The sequence below is a fragment of the Pseudomonas sp. SDO55104_S430 genome (genome assembly GCF_054070595.1).
Genome location: NZ_JBSVXG010000179.1, coordinates 1 through 12,151 on the forward strand (window position 1 = coordinate 1; position 12,151 = coordinate 12,151).

The window sequence follows — 12,151 nt, forward strand, 5'->3', positions numbered from 1 at the left end:
CATACATGCACCTCTTACTCATGTTATGCCCGAACACAAAATTTCTGACACTCCCGATTTGCGAACAACACGAAACCCTGTGGGAGCGGGCTTGCTCGCGAAGGTCGCGCCTCGGTCCTACGGCAAGCGCAGTGTCACTTCCACCCCGCCCTCAACATTGCCAATCTGCAATGTCCCACCATGCAACTTGGCAACCTCCTCCACAAAGTTGAGCCCCAACCCCGTGCTCTTGCGCCCACTGTCGGGACGCGGCAGCGAATAAAACCGCTCACTCAACCGCGCCAACGCATACTCGGGAATCGCCTCGGTCTGGTTGAACAACCGCAGTTCAACCCACCCCGCCACCCGCTCGGCACTGAACCTCAACAGCCCCTGAACAGGTGTGAAATCCAAGGCATTTTCCAGCAGATTGCCCAGCGCCTGACGCAACAGAAACGGCTCGCCCACCAACATCAGATGCGCAGGAATCGCTTGCTCCACTTGCAGCTGTTTACCCTCGATCCGCCCGGCCTGAGCGCTCAACAACTCATCGACCAGAGTCGCCAGCGGCACACTCACCCGCTCTTCCAGACCCTGACGTTGCTCGACCTGCGCCAGGTTCAGCAACCGCTCGATCAACTGCTGCATCCGCGCACTTTCGTTGTCGATGTTGCCGACAAACCGCTGCCGCTGCGCCAAGGGCATCTCGCCCTGCAGCAACTCCGCCGCACCGCGAATCGCCGCCAGCGGGCTCTTCAATTCATGGGTCAAGGTGTGTACGTAGCGCTCGACGTAGGCCTTGCCCTCCAGCTGCGTGCGCATCTGCTCCACTGCCGTCGCCAGTTGCTCCAGCTCGCCACCGCGATAGTGCGGCACTTCGATCCGCCGACCTTCGCTCACCGCCTGGGCGTAAACGGTCAACCGCCGTAGCGCCCGGCTCAGCCACCACGACAGCAATGCGCCGAACAGCAGACCCAGACCGATCAACCCGGCGCCATAGGCCAGCAGCCGGCGCTCGGTACGATCCACATAGGGCTGCAACGACGCGTTGGGCTTGGCCACGGTGACGACACCGATGATCTGCCCGTTATCGCGAATCGGCGCGCCGACGTGCATCACCGAAGAGTTGGCATCCTGCGGATCGCTGCGGCTGGAACGCGCACCGTACTGGCCGCGCAGGGTCAGGTAGACATCGTTCCAGCGCGAGTAATCCTGGCCCACCGCCACGCCGCTGGAGTCGAGCACGACGATGCCCTTGGCGTCGGTGACGTAGATACGGTGGTTGACCTGATTCTTCGCCAAACCCCAGATGTTCGCCGCCGGTTGCCGCTCGCCATAGGCCTTGAGCAGTTGCGGCCAACGGTTCTGGTTGAGGGTGCCGGCCTTGAAGTCGTCGCGCAGGATTTCAGCCATCAGGTTAGCGGTGTCGACCAGCGTTTCTTCGGTGGACTGGCGCACGCCGGGGCGGATTTCTTCCATCACGGTGTTGAGCACGAAGTACCCGGTCAGGCCGATGAACAGCACATAGACCAGGAAAATCCGCATCCCCAGCGGCATCAGCTGTGCCCCGGGTTGTAGCTGTAGCCCAGACCGCGGTGGGTCTGGATCGGCTCGGCATCGGCCTTCACCCCGCGCAACTTGGCGCGCAGGCTCTTGATGTGGCTGTCGATGCTGCGCTCGTAACCGGCATCGGCGGCCACACCCAGCGCATCGAGCAACTGCTCGCGGCTGAAAACCCGCTCGGGCTGCTCGAGCAGGCATTGCAACAGACGGAATTCGTGACGGGTGAGGACCAGCAGCTGACCGCGATAGCTAATCTGCACACGTTCGCTGTCGATGTGAAACAGCGCCGGCTGCGCCTCCAGCGTCGTGCGCGGCGCCACGCGCTTGAGAATCGCCCGAACCCGCGCCGCCACCTCCCGCGGGCTGAACGGCTTGACCACGTAATCGTCGGCACCGATCTCCAGCCCCACCACCCGATCGATCTCCCCGTCCCGGGCACTGAGAAAAATCACCGGCACCTCGCTGAAGCGCCGCAGCTGTTTGCAGGTCTCAAAGCCGCTGATGTCGGGCAGGCCGATGTCGAGAATGATCAGGTCGGCCGGCGTCTGGCGCTGATGCTCGAGCGTGGCGCCGCCCAGGCTCAGCCAGGTGGTGGTGAAGCCTTCGCTTTGCAGGGCAAACACCAGGGTGTCGGCAATCGCCGCTTCGTCTTCGACAATCAGGATATGAGGCATGGCGTCCGAGCCCGTGGGGGAGTGGGCGAACGGTGAACCAAGGGGGATTGAACGTCAATCGGCAAGGGTAAATCAGTAGTGCGAACTGGAGTAGCTAGCAGTTCTGATAGTGGGCAAAGGCGGTAAATGGGGTGATGCTGAACCCTCTTTTCCAAGTCCAGAACGGGAAAACACCAATGCAAGGGTATGCACGCAAAACTGCCCTTTTGGCAACCGACCAGCAGCGCTCGGTGCTGAGTATCGTCCGAGCCAGCCAGTCTCGATCCTTCGCCTACACACCTTACGGCCGCCGTACTGTCGAAAATGGATTGCTGAGTCTGCTCGCGTTTAGCGGTGAGTTGCCAGACCTGATGACCGGGCACTATCACTTGGGGAAAGGCTATCGAGAATTCAACTCGGTGTTGATGAGATTCACCAAATCTGACGTGTCGAGCCCGTTTGGCGAAGGAGGATTGAACTCGTATGGTTATTGCCTGGGAGATCCAGTGAATCGCTTCGATCCAACGGGCCATGTTTCCAGGTTTTGGAGTCTTTTAAGATCTTTATATGGCGCACCAGACAATTCCACGATAACAATCGAGACTGCAAAAGAAATGGCCAATATGAAGCGTGGCATTTCATTCGAGGGGGCCACCTACGGATTTGAGCTTGATCAGAACCCGATATCGATGGAAAGAATGCCTGTAAAAAAAATCGAAGAATATACAAACATCATAAAAGAAGAAAAAAAAGAATTAGTACATAGAACAAAAATGCTACTGTCTGAAGTTACATTCAGACCGGAAAGATCGCAAATCGTCAACATGGCTGACGAACCAAGATCCACATACAAAATAGTGAACAACCTTTCTAAGACAAAAAATCTCGCGGTACACAACTTGTATCGCGAGATAATGTCATTCAATCATAGAGCGCAATATTTAAGGTACGTTCGAAGCCATTTTGATGTGCCTACAGGGCGCGCATATGCCGCCAGCCTGCGAATACTTCCCTAAGCGCAACAACGAGCGTTGAAGAGGCTGGGCTCTTGCATGGAGAGTGGTCATGTCTGCGCAACGTAGCAAAACCATTCTGTTGGCGTCCGATCAGCAGCGCTCGGTGTTGCGTGCCCTTGATGGGGTCCGCAATCATCCTATCGCTTACACGGCTTATGGGCATCGCTCGTTCGAGAATAGATTGCTGAGATTGCTTGGGTTTAACGGTGAATTGGCTGATCTGCTAACCGGGCGTTATCACCTGGGAAAAGGGTATCGACAGTTCGATACGGTGTTGATGAGGTCTAACAAGCCGGACGATTTGAGCCCGTTCAGTAAGGGTGGGTTGAATGCATATGCGTACTGCAATGGCGATCCAAGGAATAAATCAGACCCAAGCGGGCATACCCCGATATGGCTGAAAGCTTTTTTACGATCACGGGGTTTGATGACACGCTCGAAACCGCAAGCAGTCACCGCGACGCCGAGGGTATCTCTAATTCCGGACCCGGATCCTGCTCAACCTAATACACAAACAAACGTCATTGAGACCATTCCAGACGACGCAAGACCTGAGGAAATAACCAGGCTACAGATTCGCCTGGAAACCAATCGTCAAAGCCGCTCTTTCAACCTTCGAAACTATCCTGAGACTGCCCTTTACAAGCAGTCCTCATACGTTTTGATCGGTGGAAAAGTCGTAAAAACCAAGAAGGCTTACTCCACCGCCGCTCGAGCACACCACAATAGCCTCATTACTCCTGAGTCGCCAAAACAGACTTCCCGGGTCACGTTCCAGTTTTACTCAGTGATACATGTCATCCACGAACAGGTAGATGACGCAATCGACGTTAAGAACATAAGAGATTGAGGTCGTTTAACGGCAGCAGGAAAATCTGACCCTGTGTACGCCTAGCAATCGGGCTTATCCGCCGTAAACCGCCGAGCCGGATTCACCGCCGCGCCAAACTCGCGCAGCGCCTTGGCGCCAATCAATAGCGGGTAGTTGAAGTTACTGCGATCGGTCAGGTTGACTTCGACCGTGCGTTTGACGTCGCCCAGGCACAGTTCCAGATCGACCACCGGCCGTTTGGTCGGCGCGACCACTTCTTCCTCGTCGTCCTCTTCGGAGCGGGTCTTGATCTTGCTGATCCGCGCGATCTTGTGTTCGTAGACCTTGTCGCTCGCGTCCTTGGTGGCCAGGCGGAAACGCACCCAGTCCTCGCCGTCGCGCTTGAAGGTTTCGATGTCCTTGGCCGACAACGACGCGGTCAGGGCGCCGGTGTCCATCTTGGCCTTGAGCACCTCGCCGCCGATTTCCGGCAGGGCGATGTATTCGTAGCGCCCGTAGAGCGTGGGCTCGGCGGCCATGACCGGCAGGGCGATGAGGGACAGTAGGGCGAGAAGGGATTTCACTTGATCGTTGTCCTTGAAAGAGGGGCAGCGGGATTTTAGACCGTTGCAGCGATGATCGTTCCCACGCTCTGCGTGGGAATGCAGCCCGGGACGCTCTGCGTCCCTCCGGTGCCCGCCCGGAAACCGCCAGCGCGGCTGGAACGCGGAGCGTCCCTTGAGGCATTCCCACGCAGGAGCGTGGGAACGATCGGTGCAGGGATGTTAGAGGTTTGAAGGTGAAACTTTCGTCACCCGCAATTTGGCCTCCCGCCCGAAGCTGCCTATCATGGCTCACCCAAAAGCCTTCAAGAGTCACTTATGCGCCGCCTGCTCACCGGCTGTTTCGTCGCCTTGCTGCTGTTGCTCAACACCCTGGTCCTGATCGGGCCGTTGATGGTGTTTGCCCTGCTCAAACTGGTCCTGCCCGGGCGCTTTCGCGATTACGCCTCGTGGGCGGTGATGTGGATCGCCGAGACCTGGTCGGAAATCGACAAGCTGATCTTCCGCGTGTGCATCCCCACCCAGTGGGACATTCGCGGCGGCGATGACCTGCGGCGCGACACGTCGTATCTGGTGATCAGCAACCATCAGTCCTGGGTCGATATCCCGGCTCTGATCCAGACCCTCAACCGGCGCACGCCGTTCTTCAAATTCTTCCTCAAGAAAGAACTGATCTGGGTACCGTTCCTGGGGCTGGCGTGGTGGGCGCTGGATTACCCGTTCATGAAGCGCTACACCAAGGCTTTCCTGGCTAAACACCCGGAGCTGGCGGGCAAGGATCTGGAGATCACCAAGGCCGCCTGCGAGCTGTTCAAACGCCAGCCGGTGACGGTGGTGAATTATCTGGAAGGCACCCGCTACACCCCGGCGAAAAGCGTGCAGCAGCAGTCACCCTTCACCCACCTGCTCAAGCCAAAGGCCGGCGGCGTGGCGTTTGTGCTGGCGGCGATGGGCGAACAGCTGGATGCCATTCTCGATGTGACGGTGGTGTATCCACAGCCGAAGATTCCGGGGTTCTGGGATTTGATCAGCGGCAACGTGCCGAGGGTCATCATCGACATCAAGACCCGCGAACTGGACCCTGCGCTGTGGCAGGGCGATTACGAAAACGACCCGGCGTTTCGTGAAACGGTCCAGAACTGGGTCAACCAGTTCTGGACCGAGAAGGACCAGCGCATCGACGTCTTGCGCGCCGAGCGCCACTGAATCAGGTTCCGGAGCCGACGCCCCAGATCCCGCCCAGACTTTGCAGCAACGTGCCGCCTACGCCCTGTTGCCCAAGGTATTGCAGGATCACCGGGGCAAAGGCGCCGACCATCCCGCTGTCCATGCCCAGGGTGCTGAAGGCGTTGTTCAGGTCGTTGGTGTCCTTGACGTTGCCCAGGGCGTTATCAAGACCCGCCGCCTTGCCATTCGAGCCGAGCAGACCGGCCAACGCACCGAGTTGACCGCCACCGGACAGAACGTCGATCCCCGGCACGCTCTTGGCCAGTTCCGAATAGTCGGTCGAACTCAGCTGATTCTTCGCCAACCCCAGCATCGCCCCCGCGCCGCCGACAGCTTGCTCGGGTGTCACGTTCAACTGGCTGAGCGCGCCGAGCAGGTCTGCCGTCTCCGCAGTCGGCGCCGCCTCTGTCGCGGTGTTCTCACCCTTCATCCCCGACAGGACACTGGCCGCATCGCTCAGATTGAACTGCGCGAACACCGGGCTGGCGGCCAGCGTCATGAGCGATGCCAGTACAAAACCGCGTGAAACCTTCATCCAGACACCCCCAATAAAAAACCGCCCGGAAGTGGGCGGCGCAAAACTGTGCGTTGGACTGGCAAGCCCGAACATTGTTCCCCCACACCCGATCACCTGTAGGAGCGAGCACGCTCGCGATGGTCGTCAACGATAACGCTGGCAACCTGAGACCCCGCGGTGCCTGGTCCTCCATCGCGAGCAAGCTCGCTCCTACAGGGTCCGGTGTTGCAAGTGCCACTATCATTTCTGTCAGGTAGGCAGTCCCAGCCATTTGCGCCAGAGTAATCCCAGAGTCGACACCGATTTCAGGGAGCCCACCCCATGCCCCGCGCCAGCCAAACGCTGCTCTGCCGCTACCACTACGACGCCCTCAACCGGCTGACCGCCAGCGCCCCTTCGGTGCCGACACGTTCCGAGCGCTTTTACCTGAAGGAACGCCTGGTGACAGTGAGCCAGGGCGTGGTGCACAACTCGATCATGCAGCACGACGATCAACTGCTGGCGCAGCAAGAGGGTCAGAGCGGTACGGTGCAAACCCGACTGCTCGCTACGGATCCGCATCGTTCCGTATTGAAGGGTCAGCTCACACCGCTGCGCTACACACCTTACGGCCATCGACCTGCGCAAAACGGCGTTCACAGCCTGCTTGGGTTCAAAGGCGAGCCACCGGATCCCGTGACAGGCTGGTATCTACTGGGCAACGGTTACCGCCCATTCAACCCCGTATTGATGTGTTTTATCAGCCCGGACAGTTGGAGCCCGTTTGGTGAGGGTGGATTGAATGCATATGCATATTGCGTGGGAGATCCGGTAAACAGAAACGATCCGACTGGACATGCATCCTTTTTCTCGTCACTCAAAAAACTCATGTTCTGGAGGTCAGCTGACAGTTTAAAAAGCAGGGGAAGAATGCACTCGACGAAAGATCCGCTGGCAGGAACATATACAAAAACTGAAGCGACAAACCCCGATTTACTAGCGGCAACACACCTGCAAGCTGACTCAACCTCTGGAGTTCAAGGCGCCTCTCAAGCTGCAAGCTCATCACTGCAGCACCCTCCTGTTAGACTCAATCAGTTCGATATCAACGCCATAAAAATGGTAATCGAAAGCGATCAAAAGGCACTCGACCGATTAATCATCAATCTTGCGCACTCACAGAGTCCTGCGGAGAAAATAATTATTGGAGAGGCAATCAACGTCATTGATAAAAGAATATGGAGATATCTGGACGCTATTCACAAAATCCAAAATTCCACCGATTCAATTACGACTATTCGCCAAACGTAGAGCGCCCCGATCGAACCGCTACTACAGGTAATTCGACGATGCCCTCGACTCATAACGAACATCACTACCGTCTAGTGGTGAGCCGTTTGCTCGCAACAGACCAGCAGCGCTCAGTGTTGGCGATACTCGCCGCGAACCAGCCAGAGCGATTGCGCTACACACCCTATGGTCATAACCCGGCAGGAAGCGGTTTGATCAGCCTGCTTGCGTTTAATGGCGAACAGGTGGAATCGATAACGGGGTGGTATCTGCTTGGCAATGGCTATCGGGCATTCAACCCGGTATTGATGCGGTTTATCAGACCGGACAGTTGGAGCCCGTTCGGGAGGGGCGGATTGAATACCTATGCTTATTGCGCAGGAAATCCGGTGAGCAGGCGGGATCCGTCTGGTCACTTCGTGCTTTCCGCTCTAATGAGCAGAATCGAAATTAGTCGCGGGGTCCCCGCCTCAGGTCTTTTCGGTGACTTTATCAAGACGATAGATGAATCCATGCGGCTGAACGCAGACTCTGCGAAGGCGCCTCTTTCGGCTCCAAGGCAACACATCAGCGATGTTGTGAGTCAACTCGACCACCGACAACCCTTCATCGAAAAGCTGCAGGCTGTTAATGAGAATCTTGCCAGTAATGACAGCAACACCCTTTCACTGGATCGGGCGCGTAAATATGGGCTTCTTGCCCAGAAGGTGAGTGAAGGCAGCATGAGTAATTCAGGCGCTCACGGCGCAGCCGCGATGAGTTGGATGGAGCACTATCTTGAGACTCGAAGGGGCAGTGGACTCGCTGGGAGCCTGATGAATATTGGTGGAATGTTCGCAAGCGCGCCATGGGATCACGCCAACCGAGTAACAGGCAAAGCCATAAGACGTGCCGGTTGAAGTCATGACTGTGCTGTAGGAGCGAGCTAGCTCGCGATGGACGTCAACGATAACGCTGGCTGCCTGACACCCTGCGGTGTCTGATCCTCCATCGCGAGCAAGCTCGCTCCTACAGGGTCCTGTATCCCAAGTGCCACTATCATTTCTGTCAGGTAGGCAGTCCCGCCCATTTGCGCCAGAGTAATCCCCGAATAGACACCGATTTCAGGGAGCCCACCCCATGCCCCGCGCCAGCCAAACGCTGCTCTGCCGCTACAACTACGACGCCCTCAACCGGCTGACCGCCAGCGCCCCTTCGGTGCCCACGCGCTCCGAGCGCTTCTACCTGAAGGAGCGCCTGGTGACGGTGAGCCAGGGCGTGGTGCACAGCTCGATCATGCAGCACGACGATCAACTGCTGGCGCAGCAACAGCGCCAGAGCGGCGCCGTGGAAACCTGTTTGCTGGTCACGGATCACCAGCGTTCGGTGTTGAAGGTGTTCGGTGCGAGCCAGTCGACGCCGTTGGGGTACACGCCTTACGGGCATCACTCCGCCCAAAATGGCTTGCTCAGTCTGCTGGGTTTCAACGGCGAGCGGGCGGATTCGGTGACGGGTTGGTATTTGCTGGGGAATGGCTATCGGGCGTTTGACCCGGTGTTGATGCGGTTTATCTGTCCGGACAGTTTGAGCCCTTTTCACAGGGGTGGTTTTAATGCTTATGCGTATTGCCAGGGGGATCCGGTGAATCGGAGTGATCCGAATGGCCACTGGTCGTTTGGAGCGTTTAAGTCCATTGGATATTTTTTGGACAAATACAATCCATTTCGACGCGCCAGAACCCAAACGCCAAGCGCCCCAGAAATAGTTAAGGGTTCAACGCGAAAGGCTCGCGGCTCTGTAGAAGCGGCAAGACCAAACCCAGTTAAACAACCTGTTGCGGCAAGCGACTCGGCCAACAGCAATAACGCCGTAGTCCTTTATAACCCACAACGCTTTGACGTTAACTCCGCAGTCTTTCCTCCCAACCTCCAGGGCATGCGAGTGGAAACGTTGCCAGAATTCAGCTCTAACGGAAGCGGCGTTTCGATAACATCAACTAGCTACCTCATGAAACTACCTACAAGTTGGGAAGCCTACGCTTTGCACTATTACGAGCTGAATCCGACAGCGCCGCGCATCCCTCTTTTCCAAGTTTCAAACATTGGGGATACGACAATTGTCCCAATCACCAATTTTTCGACCTTGAACCCCGCAATCCGAAAATGAATTAAAAAGGGCGACCTAAAGTCGCCCTTCTTCCCTATCTACACCCCGTTACGCCGCACTAAACAACTTATGCGGATCAATCACAAACTTCTTCGGCACGCCCGCATCGAACTCGCCATAACCTTCAGGCGCCTGATCCAGGCTGATCACCTGCACGCCCACCACTTCAGCGATGTTGATGCGGTCCCACATGATCGCCTGCATCAGCTGGCGGTTGTACTTCATCACTGGAGTCTGGCCGGTGTGGAAGCTGTGGGATTTGGCCCAGCCCAGACCGAAGCGAATGCTCAGGCTGCCCATTTTTGCGGCGGCGTCGACGGCGCCCGGGTCTTCGGTGACGTAGAGGCCGGGGATGCCGATTTTGCCGGCGACGCGCACAACGCCCATCAGAGAGTTGAGCACGGTGGCCGGGGCTTCGTGTTTCACGCCGTCGTGACCGTGGCCGCGGGCTTCGAAGCCTACGCAGTCAACGGCGCAATCCACTTCAGGTTCGCCCAGCAGGTCGGCGATCTGCTCGTGCAGCGGCGCGTCCTTGGACAGGTCGACGACTTCAAAACCCTGAGCCTTGGCGTGGGCCAGGCGGATGGTGTTGACGTCGCCGATGATCACGACCGCGGCACCCAGCAGGCGCGCCGAAGCGGCAGCGGCCAGGCCGACAGGACCAGCGCCTGCGATGTAGACGGTGCTGCCTGGGCCGACGCCGGCAGTCACGGCACCGTGGTAGCCGGTTGGCAGGATGTCGGAGAGGCAGGTCAGGTCACGGATTTTTTCCATGGCCTTGTCGCGGTCCGGCAGTTTCAGCAGGTTGAAGTCGGCGTACGGCACCAGCACGTATTCGGCCTGGCCGCCGGTCCAGTCGCCCATGTCGACGTAGCCGTAAGCGCCACCGGCACGGGCCGGGTTGACGGTCAGGCAGACACCGGTGTGCTGCTCCTTGCAGGAACGGCAGCGCCCGCAAGCCACGTTGAACGGTACGGACACCAGGTCGCCGATTTTCAGGCTTTCGACGTCGTTGCCCTTCTCGATCACTTCACCGGTAATTTCGTGGCCCAGGACCAGACCGGTTTGAGCGGTGGTACGGCCGCGCACCATGTGCTGGTCGGAACCACAGATGTTGGTGGAAACCACGCGCAGGATGACGCCGTGCTCAATCTTCCTGCCGCGCGGGTCCTGCATTTTCGGATAGTCGATTTTCTGTACTTCGACCTTGCCAGCGCCGAGATACACCACTCCACGATTGCCAGACATGCTTTCACCTCGCTGTTGTTTTTATGTAACGGGCGCGTCGCCGGGGGTCGGCGGCGCGTTCATTGCTCGGGTACAGATGCTGATTGTTGCGTTGTCTGTGATGGCCTCTTCGCGAGCAAGCCCGCTCCCACATTGGATCGGTGGTGAACACAGGTTTTGTGATCGACACAAGACCTGTGTGGGAGCGGGCTTGCTCGCGAAAGCGATCTAAAGAACGACGGTCCTGTTTGCGTTGAGAAAAACTCTTCTTTCGATGTGATACCCCACCGCCCGCGCCAACGTCAGGCCTTCGATATCCCGCCCCTTGGCGATCAGGTCTTCGGGGTAATGGCTGTGATCCACCACCTCGACGCCCTGGGCGATGATCGGCCCTTCGTCGAGGTCGTTGTTGATGTAATGCGCCGTGGCGCCGACCAGTTTCACGCCCTTGTTGTAGGCCTGGTGGTAGGGCTTGGCGCCCTTGAAACCCGGCAGCAGGGAGTGGTGGATGTTGATCGCCTTGCCGTCGAGTTTGCGGCACAGCTCCGGCGACAGGACCTGCATGTAGCGGGCAAGGATCACCAGTTCCGCGCCGGCGTCTTCGATCACCTGCAGCACCTGGCGCTCCTGGGACGGTTTGTCGTTCGGGTCCAGGGGGAAATGGTAGTAGGGAATCTGGTGCCAGTCGGCCAGCGGCTTGAGGTCGGGGTGGTTGGAGACCACGGCGGCCACGTCCATCGACAACTGGCCGATGCGCTGGCGATAGAGCAAGTCGTTGAGGCAGTGATCGGCCTTGGAGACCATGATCACCACTTTCGGCCGGTAGTGCGGCGGGGTCAGCTCGAAGATCATGCCGAACGACTCGCCACGCTCCTGCAGGCCGGCGCGGAAGGACTGCTCGTCGAAGCCGTCAGGCTGGCGAAATTCCACACGAATGAAGAAACGGCCCGAGAGCCGATCGTCGAAGGAGTGGTGTTCGGTGACGTAGCAGCCCTGCTCGAACAGAAAGCGGGTCACCGCGTCCACGGTGCCGAGTACGCTGGGGCAGTCGGCGGTCAGGATCCATGTGTCTGGGGCGCGGCTCATAGCGGGTGACTCCTGAAACATTGGTAGGAGATGCAGCCCCCTGTGGGAGCGGGCTTGCTCGCGAATGCGGCGTGTCAGTCACCTTGATGCCAACT

At 58.1% G+C, this 12,151-nt stretch carries 12 protein-coding genes; 6 read left to right on the plus strand and 6 right to left on the minus strand.

Annotated elements, in window-relative coordinates; translation table 11 throughout:
* Positions 1-117: 117 nt before the first annotated feature.
* Together creC and creB are read right to left on the minus strand one after the other, a co-directional pair.
* On the minus strand, positions 118-1,536 hold the full coding sequence (gene creC, locus ACW9JE_RS23425; RefSeq protein WP_457434097.1) for a two-component system sensor histidine kinase CreC: 1,419 nt from the start codon (positions 1,534-1,536) through the stop codon (positions 118-120).
* Positions 1,536-2,216: a two-component system response regulator CreB gene (gene creB / locus ACW9JE_RS23430; protein ID WP_224538049.1), complete on the minus strand. Its 681-nt coding sequence runs from the start codon at positions 2,214-2,216 to the stop codon at positions 1,536-1,538. The genes creC and creB overlap by 1 nt, the downstream gene beginning before the upstream one ends.
* Positions 2,217-2,350: 134 nt before the next feature.
* Here creB and ACW9JE_RS23435 point away from each other — a divergent pair, with 134 nt between their 5' ends.
* Both ACW9JE_RS23435 and ACW9JE_RS23440 read left to right on the plus strand, forming a co-directional pair.
* The gene (locus tag ACW9JE_RS23435; protein ID WP_457434098.1) at positions 2,351-3,211 is read left to right on the plus strand and encodes an RHS repeat-associated core domain-containing protein; all 861 of its coding nucleotides are present in this window, start codon (positions 2,351-2,353) and stop codon (positions 3,209-3,211) included.
* Between the two features lie 49 nt (positions 3,212-3,260).
* Positions 3,261-4,061 (plus strand): RHS repeat-associated core domain-containing protein, encoded by an 801-nt coding sequence (locus ACW9JE_RS23440; protein WP_318011768.1) that lies wholly within the window; start codon positions 3,261-3,263, stop codon positions 4,059-4,061.
* A gap of 41 nt (positions 4,062-4,102) precedes the next feature.
* Here ACW9JE_RS23440 and rloA2 read toward each other — a convergent pair whose 3' ends face one another.
* Positions 4,103-4,606 carry a retropepsin-like aspartic peptidase RloA2 gene (rloA2, locus tag ACW9JE_RS23445; protein WP_224538052.1) on the minus strand — a complete coding sequence of 168 codons (504 nt, stop codon included), beginning with the start codon at positions 4,604-4,606 and terminating at the stop codon, positions 4,103-4,105.
* A 297-nt stretch (positions 4,607-4,903) separates the two neighbouring features.
* Between rloA2 and ACW9JE_RS23450 the strand changes: the two genes are divergently transcribed.
* Complete coding sequence (locus ACW9JE_RS23450) at positions 4,904-5,791, plus strand: acyltransferase (protein WP_457434099.1); 888 nt, start codon at positions 4,904-4,906, stop codon at positions 5,789-5,791.
* 1 nt (position 5,792) lies between these two features.
* On the opposite strand, the gene ACW9JE_RS23455 is transcribed toward ACW9JE_RS23450, so the two are convergent.
* Entirely contained in the window at positions 5,793-6,347 is a 555-nt protein-coding gene (locus tag ACW9JE_RS23455) for a DUF2780 domain-containing protein (RefSeq protein WP_457434100.1), read from the minus strand.
* Between the two features lie 303 nt (positions 6,348-6,650).
* Here ACW9JE_RS23455 and ACW9JE_RS23460 point away from each other — a divergent pair, with 303 nt between their 5' ends.
* The 3 genes from ACW9JE_RS23460 (at position 6,651) to ACW9JE_RS23470 (ending at position 9,743) form a co-directional block, all read left to right on the plus strand.
* A complete protein-coding gene (locus tag ACW9JE_RS23460) occupies positions 6,651-7,619 on the plus strand; it encodes an RHS repeat-associated core domain-containing protein (RefSeq protein WP_457434101.1) in 969 nt (322 codons plus the stop codon).
* Positions 7,620-7,657: 38 nt separating this feature from the next.
* Positions 7,658-8,497 (plus strand): RHS repeat-associated core domain-containing protein, encoded by an 840-nt coding sequence (locus ACW9JE_RS23465; RefSeq protein ID WP_457434102.1) that lies wholly within the window; start codon positions 7,658-7,660, stop codon positions 8,495-8,497.
* A 220-nt stretch (positions 8,498-8,717) separates the two neighbouring features.
* Entirely contained in the window at positions 8,718-9,743 is a 1,026-nt protein-coding gene (locus ACW9JE_RS23470; protein WP_457434103.1) for an RHS repeat-associated core domain-containing protein, read from the plus strand.
* 48 nt (positions 9,744-9,791) lie between these two features.
* Here the strand turns inward: ACW9JE_RS23470 and fdhA are convergent, their stop codons facing one another.
* Complete coding sequence (gene fdhA, locus ACW9JE_RS23475) at positions 9,792-10,991, minus strand: formaldehyde dehydrogenase, glutathione-independent (protein WP_457434104.1); 1,200 nt, start codon at positions 10,989-10,991, stop codon at positions 9,792-9,794.
* Between the two features lie 207 nt (positions 10,992-11,198).
* Positions 11,199-12,056: a formyltetrahydrofolate deformylase gene (gene purU, locus ACW9JE_RS23480; protein WP_150705249.1), complete on the minus strand. Its 858-nt coding sequence runs from the start codon at positions 12,054-12,056 to the stop codon at positions 11,199-11,201.
* Positions 12,057-12,151: the final 95 nt, after the last annotated feature.

Bases quoted from the DNA above. Each gene is read 5' to 3' on its own strand.
- creC (WP_457434097.1), bottom strand. From the start codon at position 1,536: ATGCCGCTGGGGATGCGGATTTTCCTGGTCTATGTGCTGTTCATCGGC.
- creB (WP_224538049.1), bottom strand. From the start codon at position 2,216: ATGCCTCATATCCTGATTGTCGAAGACGAAGCGGCGATTGCCGACACC.
- ACW9JE_RS23435 (WP_457434098.1), top strand. From the start codon at position 2,351: ATGCTGAACCCTCTTTTCCAAGTCCAGAACGGGAAAACACCAATGCAA.
- ACW9JE_RS23440 (WP_318011768.1), top strand. From the start codon at position 3,261: ATGTCTGCGCAACGTAGCAAAACCATTCTGTTGGCGTCCGATCAGCAG.
- ACW9JE_RS23450 (WP_457434099.1), top strand. From the start codon at position 4,904: ATGCGCCGCCTGCTCACCGGCTGTTTCGTCGCCTTGCTGCTGTTGCTC.
- ACW9JE_RS23455 (WP_457434100.1), bottom strand. From the start codon at position 6,347: ATGAAGGTTTCACGCGGTTTTGTACTGGCATCGCTCATGACGCTGGCC.
- ACW9JE_RS23460 (WP_457434101.1), top strand. From the start codon at position 6,651: ATGCCCCGCGCCAGCCAAACGCTGCTCTGCCGCTACCACTACGACGCC.
- ACW9JE_RS23465 (WP_457434102.1), top strand. From the start codon at position 7,658: ATGCCCTCGACTCATAACGAACATCACTACCGTCTAGTGGTGAGCCGT.
- ACW9JE_RS23470 (WP_457434103.1), top strand. From the start codon at position 8,718: ATGCCCCGCGCCAGCCAAACGCTGCTCTGCCGCTACAACTACGACGCC.
- fdhA (WP_457434104.1), bottom strand. From the start codon at position 10,991: ATGTCTGGCAATCGTGGAGTGGTGTATCTCGGCGCTGGCAAGGTCGAA.
- purU (WP_150705249.1), bottom strand. From the start codon at position 12,056: ATGAGCCGCGCCCCAGACACATGGATCCTGACCGCCGACTGCCCCAGC.